The organism is Stenotrophomonas sp. YJH_SMC_122, from assembly GCF_059369535.1.
On sequence record NZ_JCAFST010000001.1, the window covers coordinates 587,407 to 610,918 of the forward strand.

At 64.4% G+C, this 23,512-nt stretch carries 24 protein-coding genes, 4 tRNA genes, 1 pseudogene and 1 riboswitch; of the genes and pseudogenes, 18 read left to right on the top strand and 11 right to left on the bottom strand.

Annotated features, from left to right (window positions below; translation table 11 throughout):
- The first annotated feature begins 315 nt into the window (after positions 1 to 315).
- Genes AC5P66_RS02740 through AC5P66_RS02755 form a run of 4 tightly spaced genes read left to right on the top strand, consistent with a single transcriptional unit; the run spans position 316 to position 4,571 of the window.
- Complete coding sequence (locus AC5P66_RS02740; RefSeq protein ID WP_495216076.1) at positions 316 to 1,779, top strand: efflux transporter outer membrane subunit; 1,464 nt, start codon at positions 316 to 318, stop codon at positions 1,777 to 1,779.
- Entirely contained in the window at positions 1,776 to 2,915 is a 1,140-nt protein-coding gene (locus tag AC5P66_RS02745) for an ABC transporter permease (protein ID WP_099495017.1), read from the top strand. The genes AC5P66_RS02740 and AC5P66_RS02745 overlap by 4 nt, the downstream gene beginning before the upstream one ends.
- A gap of 10 nt (positions 2,916 to 2,925) precedes the next feature.
- The gene (locus AC5P66_RS02750) at positions 2,926 to 3,654 is read left to right on the top strand and encodes an ABC transporter ATP-binding protein (protein ID WP_049414479.1); all 729 of its coding nucleotides are present in this window, start codon (positions 2,926 to 2,928) and stop codon (positions 3,652 to 3,654) included.
- Positions 3,651 to 4,571 (top strand): HlyD family secretion protein, encoded by a 921-nt coding sequence (locus tag AC5P66_RS02755; protein ID WP_495216077.1) that lies wholly within the window; start codon positions 3,651 to 3,653, stop codon positions 4,569 to 4,571. The genes AC5P66_RS02750 and AC5P66_RS02755 overlap by 4 nt, the downstream gene beginning before the upstream one ends.
- A 6-nt stretch (positions 4,572 to 4,577) precedes the next feature.
- On the opposite strand, the gene AC5P66_RS02760 is transcribed toward AC5P66_RS02755, so the two are convergent.
- The 3 genes from AC5P66_RS02760 to AC5P66_RS02770 form a co-directional block, all read right to left on the bottom strand.
- Positions 4,578 to 5,021, bottom strand: a complete 444-nt coding sequence (locus AC5P66_RS02760) for a hypothetical protein (RefSeq protein WP_099495015.1) — start codon at positions 5,019 to 5,021, stop codon at positions 4,578 to 4,580.
- Positions 5,022 to 6,719, bottom strand: a complete 1,698-nt coding sequence (locus tag AC5P66_RS02765) for a hypothetical protein (protein ID WP_495216078.1) — start codon at positions 6,717 to 6,719, stop codon at positions 5,022 to 5,024.
- A 115-nt stretch (positions 6,720 to 6,834) separates the two neighbouring features.
- Positions 6,835 to 7,308, bottom strand: coding sequence for a hypothetical protein (locus AC5P66_RS02770; RefSeq protein WP_495216079.1), 474 nt, complete (start codon positions 7,306 to 7,308; stop codon positions 6,835 to 6,837).
- A 133-nt stretch (positions 7,309 to 7,441) separates the two neighbouring features.
- Between AC5P66_RS02770 and AC5P66_RS02775 the strand changes: the two genes are divergently transcribed.
- The 3 genes from AC5P66_RS02775 (at position 7,442) to AC5P66_RS02785 (ending at position 7,874) form a co-directional block, all read left to right on the top strand.
- A tRNA-Gly gene (locus AC5P66_RS02775) sits at positions 7,442 to 7,517 on the top strand.
- Positions 7,518 to 7,658: 141 nt separating this feature from the next.
- Positions 7,659 to 7,734: transfer RNA gene (locus tag AC5P66_RS02780), tRNA-Gly, on the top strand.
- Between the two features lie 66 nt (positions 7,735 to 7,800).
- A tRNA-Cys gene (locus AC5P66_RS02785) sits at positions 7,801 to 7,874 on the top strand.
- 293 nt (positions 7,875 to 8,167) lie between these two features.
- Here the strand turns inward: AC5P66_RS02785 and AC5P66_RS02790 are convergent.
- Positions 8,168 to 8,758: pseudogene (locus AC5P66_RS02790) on the bottom strand (transposase); the annotation flags it as partial.
- Positions 8,759 to 9,010: 252 nt separating this feature from the next.
- Between AC5P66_RS02790 and AC5P66_RS02795 the strand changes: the two are divergent.
- The gene (locus AC5P66_RS02795; protein WP_495216080.1) at positions 9,011 to 9,904 is read left to right on the top strand and encodes a hypothetical protein; all 894 of its coding nucleotides are present in this window, start codon (positions 9,011 to 9,013) and stop codon (positions 9,902 to 9,904) included.
- Positions 9,905 to 10,251: 347 nt separating this feature from the next.
- Here AC5P66_RS02795 and AC5P66_RS02800 read toward each other — a convergent pair whose 3' ends face one another.
- Positions 10,252 to 10,398, bottom strand: coding sequence for a hypothetical protein (locus AC5P66_RS02800; RefSeq protein WP_238378423.1), 147 nt, complete (start codon positions 10,396 to 10,398; stop codon positions 10,252 to 10,254).
- A gap of 454 nt (positions 10,399 to 10,852) precedes the next feature.
- On the opposite strand from AC5P66_RS02800, the gene AC5P66_RS02805 reads away from it, so the two are divergent.
- On the top strand, positions 10,853 to 11,767 hold the full coding sequence (locus AC5P66_RS02805; protein ID WP_099495012.1) for an ADP-ribosylglycohydrolase family protein: 915 nt from the start codon (positions 10,853 to 10,855) through the stop codon (positions 11,765 to 11,767).
- A 218-nt stretch (positions 11,768 to 11,985) separates the two neighbouring features.
- Positions 11,986 to 12,255 carry a hypothetical protein gene (locus AC5P66_RS02810; RefSeq protein ID WP_005415995.1) on the top strand — a complete coding sequence of 90 codons (270 nt, stop codon included), beginning with the start codon at positions 11,986 to 11,988 and terminating at the stop codon, positions 12,253 to 12,255.
- Positions 12,256 to 12,277: 22 nt separating this feature from the next.
- Here the strand turns inward: AC5P66_RS02810 and AC5P66_RS02815 are convergent, their stop codons facing one another.
- Entirely contained in the window at positions 12,278 to 13,354 is a 1,077-nt protein-coding gene (locus AC5P66_RS02815; RefSeq protein WP_134708894.1) for an alpha/beta hydrolase family protein, read from the bottom strand.
- A gap of 186 nt (positions 13,355 to 13,540) precedes the next feature.
- Between AC5P66_RS02815 and AC5P66_RS02820 the strand changes: the two genes are divergently transcribed.
- On the top strand, positions 13,541 to 14,374 hold the full coding sequence (locus tag AC5P66_RS02820) for an AraC family transcriptional regulator (protein ID WP_049414277.1): 834 nt from the start codon (positions 13,541 to 13,543) through the stop codon (positions 14,372 to 14,374).
- Between the two features lie 3 nt (positions 14,375 to 14,377).
- On the opposite strand, the gene crcB is transcribed toward AC5P66_RS02820, so the two are convergent.
- Both crcB and AC5P66_RS02830 read right to left on the bottom strand, forming a co-directional pair.
- On the bottom strand, positions 14,378 to 14,770 hold the full coding sequence (gene crcB, locus AC5P66_RS02825) for a fluoride efflux transporter CrcB (protein WP_049414276.1): 393 nt from the start codon (positions 14,768 to 14,770) through the stop codon (positions 14,378 to 14,380).
- Between the two features lie 81 nt (positions 14,771 to 14,851).
- Positions 14,852 to 14,915: riboswitch (Fluoride riboswitch) on the bottom strand.
- Between the two features lie 22 nt (positions 14,916 to 14,937).
- Entirely contained in the window at positions 14,938 to 15,339 is a 402-nt protein-coding gene (locus AC5P66_RS02830; protein ID WP_049414274.1) for a helix-turn-helix transcriptional regulator, read from the bottom strand.
- 111 nt (positions 15,340 to 15,450) lie between these two features.
- Between AC5P66_RS02830 and AC5P66_RS02835 the strand changes: the two genes are divergently transcribed.
- Both AC5P66_RS02835 and AC5P66_RS02840 read left to right on the top strand, forming a co-directional pair.
- Complete coding sequence (locus AC5P66_RS02835; RefSeq protein WP_014646673.1) at positions 15,451 to 15,654, top strand: helix-turn-helix domain-containing protein; 204 nt, start codon at positions 15,451 to 15,453, stop codon at positions 15,652 to 15,654.
- Positions 15,655 to 16,013: 359 nt separating this feature from the next.
- Positions 16,014 to 16,250, top strand: a complete 237-nt coding sequence (locus AC5P66_RS02840) for a hypothetical protein (protein WP_005416001.1) — start codon at positions 16,014 to 16,016, stop codon at positions 16,248 to 16,250.
- A gap of 9 nt (positions 16,251 to 16,259) precedes the next feature.
- On the opposite strand, the gene AC5P66_RS02845 is transcribed toward AC5P66_RS02840, so the two are convergent.
- Together AC5P66_RS02845 and AC5P66_RS02850 are read right to left on the bottom strand one after the other, a co-directional pair.
- Entirely contained in the window at positions 16,260 to 17,309 is a 1,050-nt protein-coding gene (locus tag AC5P66_RS02845) for a 4Fe-4S dicluster domain-containing protein (protein ID WP_099495010.1), read from the bottom strand.
- Positions 17,306 to 17,593: a hypothetical protein gene (locus AC5P66_RS02850; RefSeq protein ID WP_099488513.1), complete on the bottom strand. Its 288-nt coding sequence runs from the start codon at positions 17,591 to 17,593 to the stop codon at positions 17,306 to 17,308. The genes AC5P66_RS02845 and AC5P66_RS02850 overlap by 4 nt, the downstream gene beginning before the upstream one ends.
- 179 nt (positions 17,594 to 17,772) lie before the next feature.
- Between AC5P66_RS02850 and AC5P66_RS02855 the strand changes: the two genes are divergently transcribed.
- Together AC5P66_RS02855 and hemN are read left to right on the top strand one after the other, a co-directional pair.
- Positions 17,773 to 18,213, top strand: coding sequence for a group III truncated hemoglobin (locus AC5P66_RS02855; RefSeq protein WP_099495009.1), 441 nt, complete (start codon positions 17,773 to 17,775; stop codon positions 18,211 to 18,213).
- A 44-nt stretch (positions 18,214 to 18,257) separates the two neighbouring features.
- Positions 18,258 to 19,667 carry an oxygen-independent coproporphyrinogen III oxidase gene (gene hemN, locus AC5P66_RS02860; RefSeq protein ID WP_100477872.1) on the top strand — a complete coding sequence of 470 codons (1,410 nt, stop codon included), beginning with the start codon at positions 18,258 to 18,260 and terminating at the stop codon, positions 19,665 to 19,667.
- 21 nt (positions 19,668 to 19,688) lie between these two features.
- On the opposite strand, the gene AC5P66_RS02865 is transcribed toward hemN, so the two are convergent.
- Positions 19,689 to 19,775: transfer RNA gene (locus AC5P66_RS02865), tRNA-Leu, on the bottom strand.
- 131 nt (positions 19,776 to 19,906) lie between these two features.
- Here AC5P66_RS02865 and AC5P66_RS02870 point away from each other — a divergent pair.
- The 3 genes from AC5P66_RS02870 (at position 19,907) to AC5P66_RS02880 (ending at position 23,448) form a co-directional block, all read left to right on the top strand.
- Positions 19,907 to 20,341 carry a BLUF domain-containing protein gene (locus tag AC5P66_RS02870; protein ID WP_099495007.1) on the top strand — a complete coding sequence of 145 codons (435 nt, stop codon included), beginning with the start codon at positions 19,907 to 19,909 and terminating at the stop codon, positions 20,339 to 20,341.
- A gap of 142 nt (positions 20,342 to 20,483) precedes the next feature.
- Positions 20,484 to 21,770, top strand: a complete 1,287-nt coding sequence (locus AC5P66_RS02875; RefSeq protein ID WP_049438824.1) for a nucleotide sugar dehydrogenase — start codon at positions 20,484 to 20,486, stop codon at positions 21,768 to 21,770.
- Positions 21,771 to 21,825: 55 nt separating this feature from the next.
- On the top strand, positions 21,826 to 23,448 hold the full coding sequence (locus AC5P66_RS02880; RefSeq protein WP_049414263.1) for an FMN-binding glutamate synthase family protein: 1,623 nt from the start codon (positions 21,826 to 21,828) through the stop codon (positions 23,446 to 23,448).
- The last annotated feature ends 64 nt before the right edge of the window (positions 23,449 to 23,512 follow it).

Genomic DNA, 23,512 nt, shown 5'->3' on the forward strand with positions numbered 1-23,512 from the left:
GACCGGATGCGCCCATGGGTCGCCAGCGAGCGTCCGAGGCCCGCGGAGTGGTCAGCGCGACCACGATGCACCGACAGCCACCGCCGTGATCGAAGCGATTGGCTGCCAGCGGCGAGGATGTTCACGCGTGTGGCACGTCGAGCCGGGGAGACGTCCCAATGTGCAATGCGCCGTGAAAAGCATCCAGTGTTCTGTCCCGGGAACGCGTTGAAAGCGCAGTGAAAGACTGGGTCGGCGTTGCCTGAACCGCACGCGTGTGGTGACCGTTTTCGGACCAATTCTCCATGTTCGCTCCACAATCGCACGGTAGCCTTCATGCTCCTTCTACACGTTGGCGGGCTGGTGGTCAGGCGTATCACTTCAGTGGCAGTGCCCAGGACCGGGCGCGGACTCTCCCTGCAGGCAGTGCTGCGCCCGGGCGCGCTGCTGACCAGCCTGGCGCTGGCAGGTTGCATGTCGGTGCCGGCTCCGGACCTGCCTGATCGCACACCGAGCACCTGGACCCAGGTGCCGCAGGGCCAGGGCGTAGCGGTGGATGCCAGGCAGTGGTGGAAGGTGCTGGCCGACCCGGCGCTGGACGGCCTGGTCGACCAGGCCATCGCCGGCAACCTTGATCTGCAGCAGGCCACGTTGCGCCTGCAGGCGGTGCGCATCGTCGCCGGCGCCTCCAACGCGCGCTTTCTGCCGGAAATCACCGCCAGCGCCAAGCAGGTACAGGACGCCGCCGCGGTCGACACTTATTTCCATGCCGGTATCGAAGCGATCTGGGACCTGGGCCTGTTCGGTGCCGCCGAGAGCGCGCAGTTGAGCGCGCAGGCCTCCGCCGGCAATGCCGAGGCGCTGCGCAATGCCGCACAGGTGGCGGTGATTGCCGACGTAGTGCGCAGTTATCTGGACCTGACCGTGGCCCAGGCCCAGCAGGATCTGCTGGCCCGACAACAGGCCGTGGACGACCGCGGCGAACAGCTGGCGCTGGTCCGTCAGCGGCTGCGCCTGGATGAGCCGGGCGAGCTGGAACGCCTGCGTGCGCGCCAGGCGGCGACCCGAGCAGCGACGGCGCAGGCCCTCGAAAATGCGGACAACGCGGCCCGCGCGCTGGCGCTGCTGCTGGGGCGTGACGGGCCGGATCCCGCCTGGCGCGCATACCGCGCGCCGCCGAAGCTCGGTGCATTCTCACTGCAGCAGGTCCCTGCGGATCTGCTGCGCCACCGCCCGCAGATCCTGCTGGCCGAATCAGAGGTGATGCAGGCAGCGGCCAGCAAGGGTTCGGCGCGCGCAGCGATGTATCCACGGGTCAGCCTTGGCGGCTCCATCCTGTACGCGTACAACCTCACCCAGAACGCCCGCTCCAATTCCGATTCGAGCCCGTCGATCGGCCCGTACATCGATATTCCGCTGTGGGACTGGGGCCAGCGTCGCGCGCGCTTCCATGCCGATGAAAAGCAGCTGGATGCCGCATTGCTGGGTTACCGCAAGGCGGTGCTGGAAGGCGTGAGCGAAGTGGAAGGCGCGCTGGGCAGCCTGGCGCGGCAGGACAGCAGCATCCAGTCGCTGCGCGCGGCCAACGATGCCGCCGGGCAGCAGGTCAAGCGCCAGGCGCGGCAGCTGCAGCTGGGTCTGTCCAGCGAGTTCGACGGACTCGACACGCAACGCGCCGCACTCGCCTCGCAGGCCGACCTGATCGCTGCGCAGGGCGCGCGCGTGCTGGCCTTTGCGTCGCTGTACCGCGCCCTCGGTGGCGCCCCGCTGCCTGCCGAGGGCGAGGGTGGATCGCAATGATCGCACTCGCCCGCAAGACCCTGGCCTATGAGTGGCGCCGGTTCCTGCCGGTGGTGCTGGCGATGTGTTTCGCCGGTGTACTGTTGATCGTGCAGGCCGCACTGGTGCTGGGCATCTTCGGTACCGCTGCGATCTACGTGAAGGCATCCTCGGCCGATCTCTGGGCCGGTTTCCCCGGCACCCAGAGCGTCAACTACGGCCATGCGATCAGCGCCGATGTGGAAAGCCACCTGCGCATGGACCCGGATGTCACCCGCGTCGAACCCTACGAGTGGGTCGACGGCGAATGGCGGTCCGGCGCGCAGGGCACCGGCAACGTGTCGGTGTACCTGTCCGGCATCTCCACCCGAGACGACGCGATGATGTTCGCGCGCATCCTCCCGGCGAACCTGCGCGCGCAGCTGCGCGAGCCGGGTGCGGTGATCGTCGACAGCGCTGATCTGGATACGCTGGGCGTGGACCTGCAGAACAACCGTGCCTGGATCAATGGCAAGGCGGTGCGCGTGGTCGCTGCACAACCGGGCCTGCGGGGCCTTGGTGGTGTCAACGTGCTGGCCTCGCTGGACACCGCGCGCGCCATCGCCGGCACCGACCCACACGAGGGAAGCACCTATTTCGTGGCGGGCTTGCGCTCGCCGGACCTGGCCGACCGCGTGCGTGACCGCCTGGCCGCGTCGATGGGCCAGGCCACACCGGTCGAGTTCTGGACCGCGCCGGCGTTCGCCAGCCGTTCGCAGCAGTATTGGCTGTTCGATACCGGCGCAGGGATCGCCGTGTTGTTCATGGCCGTCATCGTCTGCTTCGTCGGTGCGGTGATCACCAACCAGTCGTTCGCCTCGGTGGTGGCCGGCTCGGTACGCGAGTACGCCACGCTCAATGCACTCGGTGCAGGCCGCTATGCGCTGGCACGGGTGGTGTTCGAGCAGGCATTGCTGATCGGTGGCGTGGGCATGCTGCTGGCGGCGGCGTTCAGCACGTTGGTGCTGTTGATCGCGCAGACCCAGCGCGTGCCGGTGCAGCTGACGCCGATGGTGATCCTCGGCTGCGTGGCGCTGGTCGCGGTGATGGCCATGCTCTCCAGCATCATGGCGGTGCGCAGTGTCGTCCGCTCCGATCCATCGTTGCTGCTGCGTTGAGGACCGGCCGATGACTTCCACACGCGCCATCGCCCCGACCCTGCAGGCCGAAGCATTGGAAAAAGGCTTCATGTCCGGTGATGTGCAGGTGCCGGTGCTGCGTGGCCTGTCGCTGGACATCTATCCCGGCGAGCTGACCCTGGTATCCGGCCCGTCCGGCTGCGGCAAGAGCACGCTGCTGTCGCTGCTGTCCGGCCTGTCCGCACCCGATGGCGGTCGCGTGCACGCGCTGGGCCAGGACGTGGGCCACATGACCCGCAGTGAAGTGGAGCGTTTCCGCCTGCACCATGTCGGCTTCGTGTTCCAGGGCTTCAACCTGTTCCCGGCACTGACTGCGTTGGAGCAGGTGCAGCTGCCACTGGGCTACCGCGGCATGCGCAATCGCGAAAGCGAGCCGCTGGCCCGCAGGGCGCTGGAAGAAGTCGGCCTCAGCCACCGCAGCCACATGCGCCCGGCGCAGCTGTCCGGTGGCGAGAAACAGCGCGTGGCGGTGGCGCGTGCCTTCGCCAAGTCGCCAACGCTGATCTTCGCCGACGAACCCACCAGCGCGCTGGACGCCGAGAACGGTCAGCGCGTGATCGACATCCTGCATCGCTACGCGCGGGCGCATGGCGCGACTGTGCTGTGCGTGAGCCACGATCCGCGCCTGATCCGGCATGCCGATCGGGTGATCGCCATGGAAGACGGCATGGTCCGTGATGACCGCCGCCAGAACGAAACCGTAGAGTCCGCCCCATGACCAAGACGTCGCATCTGCTTCCCCTCAGCCTGGCCCTGTTCGCGGCACTGCTGCTCGGCGCCTGTTCCAGGGAAGCGCCCACCGTCGCATCGGCACCCTCAGGCAAGGCGGGTACTGCCGCCGCCGGCAAGGTCGCCGTGGCACGGGGCATCATTGACGTCGAAGGTGGCCTGATCGCACTGGCACCGCCGGTGGATGGCTCGATCACTGCAGCGCCGGTGAAGGAAGGCGCCACGGTGAAGAAGGGGCAGCTGTTGCTGTCGCTGGATGGTGCCCTGCTGCAGCAGGAGGTGGCGATGGCCACCGCCGATCTGGCCTTGGCCAATGACCGCCTGAAGGGCAGCCAGGCGCAGCTGCGCGAACTGGAGCGCAACGCCACCCGTCTGTCCACGGGCGCCAGTGAAGGTGTGTCCTCGAACCAGCAGGCCGATGCGGCAAAACAGCAGTTGGCTGCTGTGCGTGCCGATGTCGACGTGGCCGGTGCGCAGGTCGACATGGCGCAGCACAAGCTGGAGCACGCGAAGCTGAGACTGCAGCAGATGTCGTTGAGCGCGCCGGAAGCCGGCACCGTGGTCGGCCAGGTGCCGGGCGTCGGCGCCTTCGTGCAGGCCGGCAAGCCGGCGATCTCGTTGTTGCCGGCGCGCCCGCTGCAGGTGCGCGCCGAACTCAGCGCCGCCTACGCCGATGCCGTGCAGGTGGGCATGAAGGCTACTGTCGTGCCGGACAGTGATGGTGCGGAGAACACGGGCACGTTGCCGCCTGCACGCGTGGTACGCATCAGCCCGGTGTTCGCGCAGGCACGCCTGCCTGAAGACGCAGGGCGCGGCGTGGCCAAGGTGGTGGAGTGCGTGCTGGAGTTCGACGGCGAGGCCAAGGCACGCTTCGGCCAGCACGTGCGGGTGGAGTTCCGGAAGTAGTTCCGGTCAGCCGTTGAGCCAGCGGCGTAGGTGCGGGCAGGCGGAGGCCGGGACCACGACCAGTAGTGCCACAACAAGAAAAGCGGCAACGGCGAGCACCCAGTTCAAATGCACATCGCGCACGGGTGATTGGTGCATGGCGGTCACGCCCCAAAGTACTGTCCAGCCCAGCCAGGGGAAGGCGCAGACAAACATCCGCAGCCACAGGCGGTGAAACCGCCATGGCTGCACGATCAGGCCCAGGACAACAATCTCCACCAGAATGATCAACGCGAAGGTGAAGACTGAATCCGTGGGGTAAGGCAGTGTCCCGGGCTCGATGTGACACAGTTGCCAGTAGTCTGGCTTGAAGCCGGCATGGATGAGTGCGAAGGCCAGCAGCAGCCATACAACGGATGCGGATAGCCAGAAGGCCTGGACTGCCGTCGGTTTCTGAAAGAACTTTGGCATCTACTCGGGCAGGTATCCCTGCTGCTTCCAGAAGTTCACCGCGAACGCATGATCTTTTGCGAAGTAGGGTGTTTTTCCTTTCAGTAGGCCTGAATTTGTGCCGCGCATTTCCCTTGCGCCACGCTTGAAAAGTTGTAGTGCGTCGGCCAGCGCCTCCCCTCCGACAGGATCTATCTGAACCGGCGAGTCTTCAGTGCGCAGGTCTGCCTTGTAACGAATGTGAACGCGCTCCCGTTCATCCATGCAGGTCTCAACGTAGTAGTAGCTTTCGGTGACGCTGCTACCGTCGGTCTGTTGGAGTTCCCGTGAAAGTCGGAGCATGGGCCCTTCGCCGCCGGGCCCGCGTTTCTCTTGGCGAAACGCCGCATGACAGTGACCCACCCACAATCCGCAACGGTCACCATCGCCATAGTCGTCGTATGGCTGACAGATCGGAAGCGCCAGTAGACCGCGTATCTCGACCGCTGAAATTGTCTCCGCAGTCCTCTTTCGGTTCGATGCGCCTTCCTCAAGAAATCGCCACCCGCAGAGGATGAGTGCGATGAAGGGTGGCTGGATGTCATGTGACTCAACCTCGTCCCATTCGCGCTGATCCTGTCCAGCATCGCTGCAGATGTATTTCAGTAGGCTCCAGCCAGATCCAGCACCTCCTATGTAAGAGGCCGTGGTGCTGGCGGTTGCATCGGTGCGCCACATTACGAGGCGTGCAGCGATATTCTTCGAAGGATCTTCCATCTGCACGGTGTATACGCGGGCGTCGGCGTCGGCGGTGCTAGCACTTGCTAGAAGTGAGATGCCGCTGCGGTGGAATTCATAGGTCCGGGTATCCATGGGAAGCATGTCTTCTCCACAAATGCGTAGCAGGCTTTCTGCACTGACAGTGGCATCGCCAAACAGGTTCATTGTGCATAGCATCGGGTCTCGCGCTGACAGACCCTCCGCACGGATGACGCTCTTCATGGCAGTGAGCCTTTGCAGCATGGCTCCCGCGTCCAATGACCAGAAGCTGTCCGGACCCTCGGATTCGCGTAACAGGCAATCGGGTTCGATGATCTGCTCAATTCCGTCGTCAATGATGGCTTCGTCGTCCATCCTGCGAATGCAGTGAACCGAGCCATCGAATTGCATGGAGTAGTCGGTCTGAATGAGAAGCGCTGCCTGGGTGTTCCCGACCACGTGCAGTTCGCCGTGGTTGTAGTCGCCCCAGAACAGCTCGCGGACCAGTAGGTTGCCGCCTACGCGGATTTCCTGTCCGCCGACGATGGCATTGGCTGTCGTCAGGTCACCCGAGACAAGCAATCCGCATGCGCCGTCGGTTTCAAGGCTGTGAACTTGGCGTGCTATCTCTGCATTGCCGCGAACCAAGATGAAACGGATGTACGCACCAAGATCTTCTTCCCGCCACGGGGCCAGCGGGTCGTCCAGGTCCAGCGTGTCGAGCTTCAGGTCGCCATCAACCAAGAGAACCAACTCATCGGGATCAGCCCAGACGTAGTGCTCTGGTGCGTATGTTGAGTCCTGCGGTACCTCGCCCTTGATGTCGGCGTATCGGACGACCTGAAAGGGGCAGGCTGCGGAAAGTCGCGTGGCAAGTTCCAAGGGCGTAATCGGGCGGTCTCCAGCCATTGCTGGCAACGCTGCGTCAAGCGGATCCGCGTCGTCGGGGAGCTGTGATGCGTGCTGGCTCGACTGCTGCATGATTTATCCCGGTTTGGCAGAGGCATATGCAGAGCAGCGGCAGTGAAAGTACTGCCAGCGCTGTGGGCCTCGGGTCAGGTACTGTCCTTCGCCGGTCCGCTGCGGGTCCATGCAACTATTCTGAAATGCGTAGGCCATCTCTGCGCGTCTTCTCCCGGCGGCAGCCATGCGGTGAGCTTATGAACGCCCGCCATGCGCTCACCGCCGACACCCCGCACAGCGCCAGCAGCAGGCCCACGTCCAGCAGCAGCAACCACAGCAGGTGCATGCCTTGTACCGGCGGCTGGTGCATCGCCGACAGCATCCACGGTATCGACCACACCAGCAGCAGGTCGAAGGCGATCAGCAGGCGCAGCCACAGGCGTTTGAGTTTCCACGGGCGCACGATCAGCGCCGCCACCACCAGTTCAACCGTGCCCAGCAATGCGAACACGATGACGGTGCTGGTCGGATAGGGCAGCTGGGCGCCTTCCAGGCGATGCAGCAGCCAGTAGTCCGGAGTGAAGCCAGCATTGACCAGTGCGGTGATCAGCGCCAACCAGGTCAGCGCGACCAGCAACCAGAACAGGCGGACGTAGCGTCTCGGCATCGGCGGTGTCCGTGCTTGGGCAGGGCAGCGTAACCCAGTGCGGACGCCGGTGACCGCATGATGTGAAGACTGTTGACGGCGTGAAGGAATTTGGACACAATAGCGCTCCTTCGACGCAGGTCGAACGGAATCTGCGGGAATAGCTCAGTTGGTAGAGCGCAACCTTGCCAAGGTTGAGGTCGCGAGTTCGAGTCTCGTTTCCCGCTCCAGATTCTACAGGGCCCCGGTAGGGGCCTTGTTTTTCTCCCGCCCTGCAAGGCGGGGCACGTTGGGCCACAAGCCTTTACGCGCAGTCAGAAAGGTGAAATCGCTGGTGTGTTTTCCGGATTTCTGGTAGCATGTCGGCTTACGCGGGAATAGCTCAGTTGGTAGAGCGCAACCTTGCCAAGGTTGAGGTCGCGAGTTCGAGTCTCGTTTCCCGCTCCATGTTCCGACAGGCCCCATCTTGGGGTTTTGTCTTGTCAGGGCTACGTTCCTGGCGCGCAGTACGTTGGCCTCATGGCAGAGTGGCTATGCACCGGATTGCAAATCCGTTTACAGCGGTTCGATTCCGCTTGAGGCCTCCAAATAAAGCCCTGATTTATCAGGGCTTTTTCTTTGCCTGGCGTTCGGCGGCGCAGCCAGAATTCCTTGATTTGCGCCTGGATATCATTGGCCTTCCACCCGTTTTCAGGTGGCAAGCTTGCGCTGACAACGTGCCAAGTGCGTTTACGTGAGTTTGAGAGGGGATGGCAACCAAGCGACGCCGGTGTGACTACTGGTAGTGCACGATCAAGCTGGCGCGGCTGCTGCTGCCCCGCCCGGTCTGGCGCTTGGTTCCATGACGGTAGCGCGCCGTCGGATGCTATCGGTGCGCCGGCCGAGGTAAGTGGCGACGACTGCTCCGGCTGCGGCGCGGCCGGCAGTGCCGTAAAGACAGGCCTTCTTCCTTGTAGACGCGATGCACACGCTTGTGGTTATCCCGCCAACCCTCCCGGCGCAGTATCACGTGCACGCGCTCACAGCCCTAGTGAATCCGCGTCTGAGTAATCTCATGCACCGCCGACGGATAGCACTACCGTCTCGCGCCTTGGGCGTGTAGGAAAATGCCGAGCGCGACATCGACACGATCTGCAGCGCACGCCGCTCACTGCTGCCAAATCGCTCCTGCAGCAGCTCCACTCAGGCACGCTTCTGGGCAGGCCTCAGAGCTTTTTTGTGACCACATCCTGCAGCGTGCTTTGTTTAGGCTGAGGCTGGCCACGAACTGCTTGAGCTTGCTGTTTTCCTCCTCCAGCAACCGCGGCCGCTTGAGTTCGGGCGGACCCAACCCGCCGCACTTCCTGCGCCACACGTAGAACGTCGCCTCCGCAATGCCCAGCTTGCGGCACACCTCACCGACCGCCACCCCGAGCTCGACCTGCTTGAGCGCGTAGGCAATCTGCTCCTCGGTAAAACAGGATTTCTTCATCGCCTGATTCCCCGTGATCCAAGGGGCCCATGCGGGGCGAAGTCTCTACTTTACGCTGGCCCGGTTTTTCGGGGTGGGTCACGCCGCAACACGGTTGATCTCAGCACCCGGAATTGGCTGTGGCCATGGCGCCCTCGCGATAGCGGCGGGATTAGCGGCCATTCTTTCTTTCGGCGCGATTCGGATAGTATCGATTGGGCTTTCGAGAGACCGAAGCCTCGATAGCTGATTGGTCTAACATGGAGAGAGACAATGCTGTTGAAGTACGCTCTTGCTGGGATGCTTGGATTCGTTGGGGTTGGCGTCCTTGTCGCCGATGTGAATGCTGCCGCTGTACGATGCGAAACCTGTCGAATTGATGGTGACTATCGCGCTGAGGCCGTTCGCCTGGGGCCCGGGACTCACCTGATATTCAATGTCACTGACAATCAGATTCAGCAGTACTACGTTGGTACAAGCTCTGGTGGCGGTGGCGGTGGCGGTGGCGGTGGCGGTATTGAGCCGAGATCCGCCGGACCTGTGGTTATGCGGCAGACGCCACCGGCGGGCGCAGTTGAAGAGGTGAATCGCGCTCATCGCGTGCAGGTCGTTGGTGGTGGCACACTGCGCCCCACGTTCATCGTGCCTATAGCGACCCTTGGCCTCAATCCGAGCGCGAGTGGGATGACGGCCTACGAGTACGTATCGGACTACAACCTCCGTGCAATGGTCGAAACTGCGACGGGGAGCACGGATGTTATTTCCAAAGTAGTCGGAACCGACGTTTTCACGGCAATGGCCGACCTGCTCCAGCACGTTACGAACTACACAGGTCTGCGCGACCAGGCGCGCATCATTATGAAGGTCGTGTTTAAGGACGGCTCCTCGGTTGTTGTTATCGTTAACCTCGAACATCAGAACGGACAGTCCGAAGTCGGTAGTGAGCGAACCGCTGCAGGGCAGTTGATTCCGACCGATATTCAGCAGGTCAATGGTACTTGGACCGATTACGGCGGCGAGAATCTCGCGCGTATGGTCACCCATCTCCAAGGCCTCGGTGCAACCATGTCAGCGTCTGGTCCGTCTTCAACGGGTACTGTCAAAGCGATTACCTGTAGCGGCGCCGGCGTCGCTAAGGTTTGCGCTGTTGAATACATGATCCGTTGATGGAGTGGTAGATCACCATCTACAGAAGGAGGGGTCGCAGTCGCGGCCCCTCCCTATTTGTGCTCGTGAATGACGGCTCACTTCTTGCGGCGACGCAGGATGCTGAGCACTACCGCAATGATGCCTACTGGAATCAGGATGACCGCCAGTAGGATGATCCAATGCCAGATGCTGAAACCACCCATGCTTTACATCCCTATGAAGTGACGTCTGGATGGTAGCATTTCGAAGTCCGCGCTTCTAAAGCGCGATTCGCATCGTATAAGGTCGATCAACTTCGAAGCGGTAGGCAGTAGGCAGCTCAAACGTAGCGCTTGAGCCGCGCCGTGCGAAAGAGTTGAGTCGGGCTACGCCCTGCGTCGCTCGAGTTGCACCAGCAGGTCCTTGCGGTTGTTCTGCGGGGTGTTCAGCGCGCGACTGGCCCGGTAAGCCTCCCTCGCCGGCGGCTCGCGGGTCAGCAGCACCGCCAAGGCGTCGGCGGGGCTGGCTGCCATCCACTCATCGATCTTGGCTGGCCTGCAGCCAGACGGGCGTGCGGTCGTGGATGTCGGCTGAGACGCTGCTGCTGTCGCCGGTGATGATGGTGAAGGTGCCCAGCTTGCCGTCGGGCAGCAGTGGAGGCGAGGCCTTGGATGGAAGCGATCAACAGCTGGCAAGTTGGTTTCGAATCCCCAAATTTTCGTTATCTACTATCGTTGGATTCGACTGATACGCGATGAAATCGGGAGACAGATTGGGTGTCGCTCAATGTCAAGTAATTGAAAATTAAGAACTGTTCTCGGATTGCAAATCCGTTTACAGCGGTTCGATTCCGCTTGAGGCCTCCAATTGAAAAGCCCTGACTCCGGTCAGGGCTTTTTGTTTGGCTGCGATCGATTCCCCGCTCGCGCGATCGTTGCGCGGCCTGGCAGTCACTCATGGCGGATGCGGTGGCGCTACACTGGTCCGATGAACCAGATTGATCACTTCCACGGCGCCTTGCTCGGCCTCGCGTGCGGCGATGCCGTTGGTACCACGCTGGAGTTCAAGCCTCGTGGCAGCTTCACCCCGATCACCGACATGGTGGGTGGTGGGCCGTTCCAGCTGCAGCCTGGGCAATGGACCGACGATACCTCCATGGCGATGTGCCTGGCCGAGAGCCTGGTGCGTTGTGACACCTTCGATGTGCACGATCAGATGAACCGCTACGCCAACTGGTACCGGCATGGGTACTGGAGTGCGACCGGCGAGTGCTTCGATATCGGTATGGCAACGCGGGCTGCGATCGACCGGTTCCTGCAGGATGGCCATCCGCTGGCGGGTAGTGACGACCCGCGCAGCGCTGGCAATGGCTCGATCATGCGTTTGGCGCCGGTGGCATTGCGCTACGCCGGGACCACCGACCTGCAGGCCATGGCCGCGCTGAGTTCGCGAACGACGCACGCTGCGCAGGAGTGCCTGGAGGCGTGCCGCTTGCTGGCGGTCGCGCTGGAGCGGGCGTTGGCAGGTGGCACCCGTGACGCGGTGCTGGATCTCAGCAATGTCCCCGTCGAGAGCGCGCGGCTGCAGCAGATCGCGGCGGGCGGCTACCGCGGTGCCGCGCGTGAGCAGATCCGTGGCAATGGCTATGTTGTCGACAGTCTGGAAGCTGCACTCTGGTGCTTTGATCGCCACGACACCTTTGAAGCCGTCGTACTCGAGGCGGCCAATCTTGGCGAGGACGCCGACACCACGGCCGCCATCGCGGGGCAGCTGGCGGGCGCATTCCATGGTGCGCGCGGAATCCCCGGGCGGTGGTTGCAGCGGCTGGCCCTGCGTGCCGAAATCCAGGCGCTGGCCGATGCGCTGCACGCCCTGAACCAAAGCATCGCCCACACCGCATAAGGCGGATTCAGTTCCTGTGAACTGCGCCGGCAGGGCGCTCTCTGCCGTCGCCAGTTCCGAGGCCGCGCTGCATCACCTGCAGCAGTTCGCCACGCCCCGGTCGCCAGTCTCAGCCGGCCACGACATGGAAAGGCGCTATGGTCGAGTTCCACGTCTCAGGGAGCCGCAATGGCGAGCAAGGACATCACGCTTCGCTCCAGCCACGGAGCGAAACGGAAATGAGCAAAGTCACGGCAGATGTGCGCTGGTTGACCTTCCGCTTGAAGAACGGGCAATCCATTGGCCCGGATCGGCTTAAGGACGGATGGGTCATCGCCTCGGAAACCGCCCGCTGCGGGGTGCGCCGCGAGCATATCGAAGGGTCGGGCCTGGTGTATGCCCTGTATGCGCCAGCCAACCTGGCCTCACCACGGCGCGCGGAAATGCGCATGCGCGAGTTCCTGATGAGCTCGGGCTATACCTTCACGATGGGCACGCTGGGCGGCTGAGCTGCGCGCGGGCCGCGATTGCTCAACGCTGCGCGGCCTTCAACGCCTCGATGATCTGCGCGCCGGAGAAGCCACAATGGCCTTCGCCAACGGGCGGCAGCACCTGTGGCAGCGGACGGGCGCCGGCCCGTGCGGCCGTCCGCGGATACACCGTCTGCATGCGCGGCACGATCGTCGGGTCGTTGTTGTTGAACTGGATCACCAGCGGTCGCCTCAACGCACCGCTCAATGCCAGCTCCCTGCGGACAGCGGCCTGCGCGGCAGGCACGGCATCGACACGTTGCACGCCGGCATTGAACACCATGTCGTCACCGAAGCCGCTGTAAGCCACACCTCTGTTGCCCACCGGCATGCCGCCACTGCGCGTGGCCAGCTCGTGCAGGACCAGTGCATGCAGGCTGATCGTGCCGGCCAGTGCATCAGCGGACACCTGCAGCCGCTGTGCCAGCAACGCGGCATGTGACGGGCTGCGTTGCAGCGCATTGGAGATGCCTTGGTACAGTTCGCCCTGTGGCAGCGCCGCCGCTTCGCGTGAGAGCAGTCCCGCACCCGGCAGGCCTTCGGCCCCGGCAAAGAAGTAATCGAAAGCGACCAGCGTGGTCAGCAGATCACTCGCGATCTGTTCGCCACTGAGATTGGCGCCGCATAGCGACACACCGCCGGCGTAGTGTTGCGGGAACCGCTCGAGGCTGGCGAGGGTCACGGCGCCGCCCATCGAAAATCCCAGCATCCAGACATGGCGCACATGCTTGAGTTCAGCCACTGCATGCCGGCGCAGGCGTTCCATGTCGGTGATCGCATCGGCCACCGCCCAGCCCTGGCTGCCATAGGCGCTCTGCGCGACGGCGTAGCCTGCAGCCAGCAGTGGCGCGGTGCCGTCATTGGCGGCCATCGGCGTAGCACGTGGCACGCCTACCGGCTCGTAGCCGTGCGCCAGCATCACCAGGTCACCGTTCCAGTCAGCCGGAACGTCCAGGCGCCACGGGGCCCTCTGCAGTTCGCCACTGAACGTGCGCGGTGATGCAGCGGGTGCGGCCATCACCTGTGTCGCTGGGAATAGCAGGGTGAGGGTGAGGGCACATCGTAGCAAGCGACACATCACGGGCATTCCATCCGGGAATGGCGTCAGCTTAGGCCCCGCCAGCAGCCTGCGCGCGCTGCACTGCCGCAGGAAGGACGGGCTGGGGGGAGGGGGGCCGCTGCCCGAGTCGATCACGTCCGATACGTGAGGATTCCGATACGATGTGTAGCCTTGATCTCTTTTTACTTTACCCAGGGTCCCGTCATGGTCGACCGGCTCGCCATTCTGCTTGAACGCTTTGCGGTCACCGCCTCGGTGTTCCATGCCGGCGCGCTGTGCGGCATCAACTCGCTGGCGGGCGAGGATGACGCCGGGCAGCTGCACCTGGTGCGACGTGGCCCGCTGCAGGTCAGCCATGGCCAGCAGACCGTCCAGGTCGAGGTGCCGAGCCTGCTGCTGTACCCGCGCCCGATGCCGCATCGGTTCAGCACCGATCCGCAGCACGGCGCCGACATGGCCTGCGCCAACCTGCATTTCGAGGGCGGGCGGCTCAACCCGATCAGCGCGGCGTTGCCCGATTTCATCTGCCTGCCGCTGGCCGATCTGTACGGCGGCAACGCAGCGCTGGAGCTGCTGTTCGAGGAAGCCTTCGAGCAGCGCTGCGGGCGTGCGGCGATGGTCAACCGGCTGTTCGAGGTGGTGATGATCCAGGTGCTGCGCCAGCTGATGGAAGGGGGTGAAATGCGTGGTGGCCTGTTTGCCGGGCTGGGCCATCCGCGGCTGCGGCTGGCGCTGGTGGCGATGCATGAAGCGCCCGCACAGTCCTGGACTCTGGAAGACCTGGCCGAGGTGGCCGGCATGTCACGCAGCGTGTTTGCTGCCAGTTTCCGTGAGGCGATGGGGACCACGCCCGGTCAATACCTGCAGGGTTGGCGGGTGGGCCTGGCGCAGCAGGCACTGCGCCAGGGCAGACCGCTCAAGCGGATTGCCGACGATGTGGGGTACGGCAGCGAAGCCGCGCTGTCGCGTGCATTCAAGGCGCACACCGGGCAGTCGCCGCGCGAGTGGCGTGGGCAGGCCCGCGCCGGCGCGGCCTGAGCCTCAGCCCAGCAGCAGCCGGGCCAGTTTCATGCCGCCGAACAGGCCGACCAGGCCCAGTGCCACCGAACCGCCGGCGTACAACGCTGCCAGGCCGTGCTGGCCGCGCTGCAGCAGCACACCGATTTCCAGCGCATAGGTGGAGAACGTGGTGTAGCCACCGAGAACGCCGGTGGCCAGCAGCAGGCGCAGCTGCGGCGAGGCGCCATTGCGCAGGGCGAAGGCTTCGACCAGCACGCCCATCAGCAGTGCGCCGCTGATGTTGATCAGGAAGGTCGACCATGGCCACGGGCTGCCGACTGATACCCGCGCACCGATCAGGTTGCAGGCATGGCGAAGGCAGGCGCCGAGCCCGCCGCCGATGAAGACCAGCAAGTAGTTGTTCAATGCGTGCATCACGTGCCTCGGGTACGGGTTCGCTGATTCGATGGCGAACGCCGAGGGCAGGCACGGCCTGCCATCGACGAACGCCGGTTCGTCCTGGCAGGAGCCATCAGCCCTTTCAGGCGGTTATCGGGGGAGCCCCATCCCCATCGGCGACCATGCTACCAGTGGTAGTGCATTCACGTCATCGAGGTCGTCAGCACCCGGATGACCTTGTTGCGGCTGAAGCCGTCCATCAGCAGTTCGAAGGCCAGCAGGTCCAGGGCCGCGTGGCGGCGATGGTCGATCTCCAGGCCCTTCTCTTCCACCAGATGGCTGACCAGTTCGTAGGCGTCCTGCCAGACATCCAGATGGGCCTGGCTGGGGATATAGGTATTGCCCCGCTCACCGACGCCAAGCCCGCTCACGCCATACAGCAGTTCACGCGCGTCCAGCTTGGCCGCATCGGCGATGCGGAACAGCTGTTCGGCCTTCACATGGGCGGGGCTGACATGGTCGTTGAGCCAGTTGCTGATGGTTGCCGTCGTCGAATCGGCGGCGCGGGCCAGATCGGCCGGGCGAGGGTGCCCGGCTTTCTTCATGGCAATGGCGAGTCGTTGGCCGAGAGTATTCATCTATGCAAGCCAGCTTAACGCGTGGATCGCAAAGATCCCTTGTTCCAAGAATAAGTCTGGTTAACAGAAGGACCGACCGTGACCGAATTCTGGAGCAAGGGGCAGGTGCGCACCCGGCTGGGTTTCCGGACCGATGCCGAACTGGCGCGCTTCTTTGGCATAAGCCGATCTGCAGTGTCGCAATGGCCCAAGGATTTCCCGATTCCTGCGTTACGCCAATACATCCTGCATCAGCGCTATCCCAACCTGTTCCCGGCAACTGAGGCTACGCAGGGCGAATAAGCCTCAACTGCGCCGCCGTTTGTCGCATATAGCACTCTAAACAGCATTTGCTAAGTATGCTTAGCAATATTGGAAACTTCGATGGAACGGGGCTGGCCCATCGATGGCGCCTACCAAAGCGGAGCCGGGGAAATCGGGGCAGTGTGTCGGGTCCGACCCATCCGGGTACCCCGTCTCCCCGTATGTGGTTTCGTGAACGATTAATAATTTCAATCACGAAAGTCGCGGCATGTAATTGACCTGTCGTGAAATCTATGACTAATTGGGATCAACCGGACGTGAAGCCCGGGAGTCTTTCAGTAGCTCGCAAGTGAGTCGGTAGACCGTCAACGATGCAGAACAAGTCCAACGGAGGTCGTATGGAATACGGCATGCATGGCTTGGCTGAACGGGTACGCCGCGAACTGGAAGCCAGTTATCACAAACACGGATGCGGTCCGGCGTTCTGGGATACCTACCAGCAGGTGCTGGACCGCCTGGTCCCGCAGGGGACCGAGCGTACCGAAGTCACCAATGAAATGGCGCTGATCATCGAGCAGCTGGGCATCGTCCGACGTGCGCAGCTGGTGCCGCCGCACGCCAACGGGCCGCGTTGATCCGTTGATTCAAAGCAGGCGCCAGGCGCCGCAGGCCAACAGCGCCAGCAGCATCGACAGCAGTGCCAGGGTCCGTGGTCGCCACCATTGCCGCGGTTGCCCGGCCATGGCCTGCGGACTGCAGTAGCGCACCAGCCCCGGGCCGAAACCGGCCTGGTGCTGCTGCCGCGAGCAGGCTTCCAGGCAGGCGCCGCAGGCCAGGCAATCGGCCTGAGGTCCCTGGCGGATATCCAGTTGCATCGGGCAGGCGCTGACACAGGCAGCGCAATCGGTGCAGTCGCCCAGGCGGTCGGCGCTGAAGGTGGGCATCGGTCCGGCCAGCAGCGGATGTGCAGCGCGGAACACGTAGTCCTGTGCGGTGGTCGGATCGAGCAGGCCACGGCCGCGTCCGAGCACGCCCCCCAGCCCCGGCGGACGCATGCCGCGCGGTTCGCCGCGGCGCGCGTCGTACAACATGCGTGGTGTATGCGGATCGGTCAGCAGCGGCTGCAGGCGCGCGAACGGGCACAGCGAACGGCACACCTGCTCGCGCAGGAAACCAGCATTGCCCCAAGTGGCGGCGGCATAGAACAGCACCCAGAACGTTTCCCAGCCGCTCCAGCCGGCATGCGGCGCGGCGGCCACCAATTCTTCGATCGGGCTGAACAGACCGACGAACGTCATGCCGGTCCACAGCGACAGCAGCCCCCATGCCACCTGGGTGGCAGGGCGCACGGCGGGTGCTGGCAAGGCCCGGGCCATGGCGCGCGCAATCCAGTCGAAGGCACGGCGCCATAGCGTCTGCGGGCAGGCGTGGCCGCACCAGATGCGGCCGGCGAGGTGGGTGAGCAGCGCCAGGCCCACCGCCAGCACCGCCAGCAACCCGATCAGCACGCCGACATCGCCGGGCCACAATGTCCAGCCAAACAGGTCAAAGCGCCGCGCGTTGATGTCCAGCAGCAGGGCCTGCCGCCCATTCCAGCGCAGCCATGGCAGGGCATAGAACAGGGCCAGCAAGAGCATGCTGAGCGTGCCGCGCCAATGCCAGCGGCGTGGGATTCCGGTGCAGGGCGTACTCATCCCAGCGGCAGCTCGTCGTCGTCGTCGCTTGGCATCGGTCGCTGCAGGTACCAGGTGACCGCGCTGGACAGTGCGGTCACCGACCAGAACATGAAGAATCCTGCCGTATAGCCCAGTTCGCGGCTGATCGCCGTACCCGGAAAGCTGATCGCCTGCAGACGCAGCGGGTCGACAAAGGCGAAGAACACCACGCTGGCCAGGCCTGCAGCGATGAAGCTGGGCCAGAGGATGGCGCCCCAGTGGTGGATCAGCTGCTGGCGGTGGCTGGGAGAGGGTCTGTTCATGCTGTCCCGGATCGGAATGAGGGCGGCGCGTATACTCCGCCGAGGCTGGCGCAGCATCCGCAGGGCATGCTTCCTGCAGGAATGCCAGACTAGGTGCAGCGGACTGCGCCGACATTGATCTGGATCAACGGCGGTGCCGGCCGGCTACGGCACACTGCCGGCAAGCTTTGGGTGCCCCGATGAACGCAATAGCCCCGCCTGTCCTGCCCGTCGCCTCGCCCGCGTTGTGTACTGAGCAGGAAGTAACCCGCCTGGTCCACGACTTCTATGCGCGCGTGCGCGAGGAAGAGCGGTTGGGGCCTGTGTTCGAGGCACACGTCCACGACTGGCCGGAACACCTGGCGCAGCTGGTCGATTTCTGGTCGGCAATGCTGCGCGGCACGCGCCGCTTCAAGGGCTCGCCTATGTCCAAGCACATGGCCATCGAGTTGGACAAGGACCTGTTCGACCGCTGGCTGGTGCTGTTCCGGATCACCACCGCCGAGTGCGGCAACCCGCCCATGCAGGCGCTGGCCAACGACGTCGCCGCGCGCATCGGTGACACTTTCTGGAAGCGCTACCAGATGCTGCGCTGGCCGCAGGTCGGCCTGCCGGTGCTGGGAATCCCCGCCCGCGATTGATCTGGGTCAAGGCGGTCGGGTCCGCCCGGCGCGATGCTGGCGGCATGGACACGTTCTCTCCCGCCGCCGGCGGTCTTGCCTGGACCTTCGACCCCGACCTGCTGCGCCGGCATGACCGGCCGGGGCCGCGCTACACCTCGTATCCGACCGCGCCTCATTTCCACGATGGCTTCGATGCGCCGGCACTGCGCCAGGCAATCGCCGACAGCAACCAGCTGGCCCGCGCGCTGTCGCTGTACGTGCATGTGCCGTTCTGCTCCAGCCCCTGCTTCTACTGCGGCTGCAACCGGGTGATCACCCGCGACCGCGGCCGTGGCCACAGCTACGTCGCGCGCGTGCTGGCCGAGGCCGACCTGCTGGCGCCGCAGTTCGAGGACGGCCGTGAGGTCATCCAGCTGCACCTGGGCGGGGGCACGCCGAACTTCCTCGAGGCCGAGGCGATGACCACGCTGGTGGAAGGACTGCGCCGGCGCTTTGATTTCAGCGATTCGCCGCAGCGTGATTTCTCGATCGAACTCGACCCGCGCTTCATCGATACCCGCGATGTCGCCATGCTGGCGCGGCTGGGCTTCAACCGCGCCAGCCTGGGCGTGCAGGATTTCGACCCACAGGTACAGGAAGCGATCAACCGCGTGCAGGGCGTGCAGCAGACGCTGGACATCCTGCAGGCCTGCCGCGACAGCGGCATGCGTTCGGTCAACGTCGACCTGATCTATGGGCTGCCGGGACAGAGCCTGGAAGGGTTTGGCCGCACCCTGGAACGGGTGCTGGCATTGCGCCCGGATCGCCTGGCGGTGTACGGCTACGCACACCTGCCGCATCTGTTCCGCGCACAGAAGCAGATCGACGAACGCCGCTTGCCCTCGCCGGAAGACAAGCTGGCGCTGCTGGGCCTGGCGGTGGAGAAGCTCTCTGCGGCCGGCTACCAGTACATCGGCATGGATCACTTCGCATTGCCGGAAGAAGATCTGTCACGTGCGCAGCGCGCCGGGCAGCTGCATCGCAATTTCATGGGCTATACCACCCACGCCGATACCGATCTGCTTGGCCTGGGCGTGAGTGCGATCAGCCACATCGGTGCCACCTACAGCCAGAATCCGCGCGACCTGCCTTCGTGGGAGGATGCCGTGGACCAGGGGCAGTTGCCGGTGTGGCGCGGCGTGGCGCTCAGCGCCGACGACCAGCTGCGCGCAGAACTGATCCAGCAGCTGATGTGCCAGGGCGAAGTGGATGGTGCGGTGCTGGGCCAGCGCCATGGCGTGGATTTCGAGCAGTACTTCGCCGAAGACCTGCGTTCGGTGCAGCGGCTGCAGGAAGATGGCCTGGCCGAGTACCGTGACGGTGTAGTGCGCGCCAGCGAGCCTGGACGGCCGTTGCTGCGGCTGCTGGCGATGTGCTTCGACCCGTACCTGCGTGCCGCCTGCGAGCAGCCGCGCTACTCGCGTGCGATCTGACGTTCGTCGTGAAAAGTGCGATGGTGCCCGGAGCCGGAATCGAACCGGCATGGGGTTGCCCCCGGCGGATTTTAAGTCCGATGCGTCTACCAGTTTCGCCATCCGGGCCTGCAGCGCGGCGCCGATTGTAGCCCAGCTGCGGCATCCCGACCGGATTGCAGTGGAGCGGCGGTGTGCTTAACTGTCGCTCCCATTCATGTCATAGTCCAAAGCATCGTTCCCAGGGGGGGAGCCACCCGATGTCGCTGCACGCGATTGCCTATGCCAGCGAGGCCCGCGCCGACCTGCAGACAACCGATCTTGACCGCCTGCTGGCCGATGCCACGGCATTCAACCGAGTAGCCGGTGTCACGGGTGTGCTGATGTTCGATGGCAGCCGTTTCCTGCAGTACCTGGAAGGCCCGGAGGATGGCATCGATTCGGTGTACCAGCGCATCGCCAATGCGCGCAGCCATGGACACCTGAAGGTGCTGTGCCGCGCGCCGGTGGCGCAGCGGGCATTCCCGCGCTGGTCGATGGGGACCCGGCGCATTGATGCGGACCTGCTGGTACAGATCGTCGACGCCTCATGGCCGGGCTTCGTGCTGGGCAGCGGTGGCTTCGAGCGCCTGCTGCAGGCCTGGACCGGCGCCGATGGTGAATTGGAGCCGGCCGCAGTCGCACTGGGCTCCTGACCCTCCTTGGCGGCCGGGCACCCGGGCCGTTAGGCTGTAGCCTTTCTGGCATGGATCTTCCCGGAGTGGCAAAGCGAATGAGTAGGTCGGCCATGCTCATGGCAGTACGCATGCGATTTCAGCCGTTGCATGGGATGCGGCGTTGAGCGCGCCGCTTGCGGCAGCAGCTTCGCCGCGCTTCGCGGTGATCGGGCTGGGCTACGTGGGCCTGCCGCTGGCGGTGGCCTTCGGTCGGCACTGGCCGACGCTGGGCTTCGACATCGATGCTGATCGCATCGCCGAGCTCCGCGACGGCCAGGACCATACGCTGGAAATGGAGGCCGATGAGCTGGCCAGTGCACAGCAGTTGCAGTACGGCAGCGATCCGGCATTGCTCGATGCCTGCAATGTCTACATCGTTACCGTGCCGACCCCGATCGACGCCTATGAGCAGCCCGATCTGGAGCCGCTGCGTTCGGCGACGCGGCTGATCGCCAGCCACCTGCGTGCGGGTGACCTGGTGATCTACGAATCCACGGTGTACCCCGGCACCACCGAAGAGGTCTGCGTGCCGCTGCTGGAGCAGCTTTCCGGGCTGCGCTTCAACGAAGACTTCTACTGTGGTTACAGCCCGGAGCGGGTCAGCCCCGGCGACCGCCAGCGGCGCCTGGCCGATATCCGCAAGATCACCTCGGGGTCGACACCGGAAGTGGCTGCGGTGATTGATGGCCTGTACCAGCGCATCATCGCCGCCGGTACCTTCCCGGCGCCGTCGATGCGTGTGGCCGAAGCGGCCAAGGTGGTGGAGAACATCCAGCGTGACGTCAACATCGCGCTGGTCAATGAGCTGGCGTTGATCTTCGACCGGCTCGGCATCGACACCCAGGATGTGCTCGACGCGGCCGGCAGCAAATGGAACTTCCTGCCATTCCGGCCGGGCCTGGTCGGCGGCCACTGCATCGGCGTGGACCCGTACTACCTGCTGCACAAGTCAGAGAGCGTGGGTTACCACCCGGACCTGATCCACACCGCGCGGCAGGTCAACAACCGCGTCGGTGAGCATGTGGCGTCGCGTGTGCTGGCAATGCTGGCCGAACGCGGCCGCGCACCTGCGCAGTCGCGTATCCTGGTGCTGGGCGTGACCTTCAAGGAGGATTGTCCGGACCTGCGCAACAGCCGTGCGCTGGAACTGGCGCAGCGCCTGCGTGATGGCGGCGCACAGGTGGAGGTCAGCGACCCGTGGGTCGGCCCGGCGGCCTTGGCCGACGCGGGCGTGCACTGGCTGGCCGAGCCGGTGGCGGGGAGTTACGACGCCGTAGTTCTGGCGGTGGCCCATGCCCGATTCAAAGCCATGGATGACGCCGCAATCCAGGCGCTGCTGGCGCCCGGCGGCATCGTCTACGACGTGAAATCGGCCTGGCCGCGCAACGTGGTTGACGGTCGCCTGTAAACGCCGGTGATGGCCGGCGCGGTAGACTCGCAGGCAGTTGCAACCAAGGAACGCCATGCACCGGTATATCGTCTACCTGCTCGCCATCCTGATGTTTCCCATCTGCCTGTGGTTGGCCACGATCTGGCCGGCCTGGTACTGGGGCGTCGGCCTGACTGCCGCGATGGTGGCGCTGGGGACCTGGGATCTGCTGCAGAAGCGCAGCACGCTGCGCCGCAACTATCCGGTGATGGCGCATTTCCGCTATGGCCTGGAATCCATCGGCCCGGAAATCCGCCAGTACTTCGTGCAGAGCGACCTGGAGGACGTGCCGTTCTCGCGCCAGCAGCGTGCGCTGATCTACCAGCGTGCAAAGAACGAAATGGACACGGTGCCGTTCGGTACCCTGCGCAGTACCTATGCGGTGGATTACGAGTGGATCAACCATTCGCTGGCTCCCACCTCCATTGCCAAGCATGATTTCCGCGTCCTGATTGGCCCGAACTGCGCCAAGCCCTATTCGGCCAGCGTGTTCAACATCTCGGCGATGAGCTTCGGTTCGCTCTCGGCCAACGCGATCCGCGCATTGAACGAAGGTGCGCGGCGCGGTGGCTTCTACCACGACACCGGCGAAGGTTCGATTTCGCCCTACCACCGCGAGATGGGCGGCGATCTGGTCTGGGAAATCGGATCGGGCTACTTCGGCTGCCGTGACGAGAAGGGTGGTTTCAGCGAAGAGCGCTTCGTCGCCAACGCTACCCACGACCAGGTCAAGATGATCGAGATCAAGCTGTCGCAGGGTGCCAAGCCGGGCCACGGCGGCGTGCTGCCGGCACCAAAGGTGACCGCCGAAATATCGGTGACCCGTGGTGTTCCGATGGGCGTGGACTGCGTATCGCCGTCGCGTCACTCGGCATTCTCGACGCCGGTCGAACTGTTGCAGTTCGTGGCCCGGCTGCGCGAGCTGTCCGGTGGCAAGCCGGTCGGTTTCAAGCTGGCCATCGGCCACCCCTGGGAATGGTTCGGCATCGCCAAGGCGATGCAGGAAACCGGGCTGCTGCCGGACTTCATCGTGGTCGATGGAGCCGAGGGAGGCACCGGCGCGGCACCGGCTGAATTCGTCGATCATGTCGGCGTACCGATGCATGAAGCACTGCTGCTGGTGCACAACACCCTGGTCGGCCTGGATCTGCGCGAGCGCATCCGCATCGGTGCCGCTGGCAAGATCACCAGTGCGTTCGACATCGCGCGCACCATCGCGCTGGGCGCCGACTGGTGCAATGCCGGCCGAGGCTTCATGTTCGCGCTGGGCTGCATCCAGTCGTTGAGCTGCCACACCGACAAGTGCCCGACCGGCATCGCGACCCAGGACCCGGCGCGCTGGAAGCATCTGGATGCACCGGACAAGGCCACCCGTGTGTACAGCTATCACGAGCACACGCTGCATGCCTTGAAGGAACTGTTGTGCGCGGCGGGCCTGAACGATCCTGCCGAGCTGGGGCCGGAGCACATCCTGCGTCGCGTGTCGCCGGTGGAAATCCGTTCGCTGGCGTCGCTTTACCGCTACCTGGAACCGGGCGAGCTGCTGCACACGGTGCCCGACCATGCGGTGTTCCATGCATTCTGGGCCGATGCGCGCAGCGACTCGTTCCAGCCGCCGCCGAAGATCCAGGCTCTGCGCGCCAGCAAGTCGCGGTAGCGTGACCTTGTAGAGCCGAGCCCATGCTCGGCTGCTTCTCTCATTGCGAGGTCGGAACAAAGAA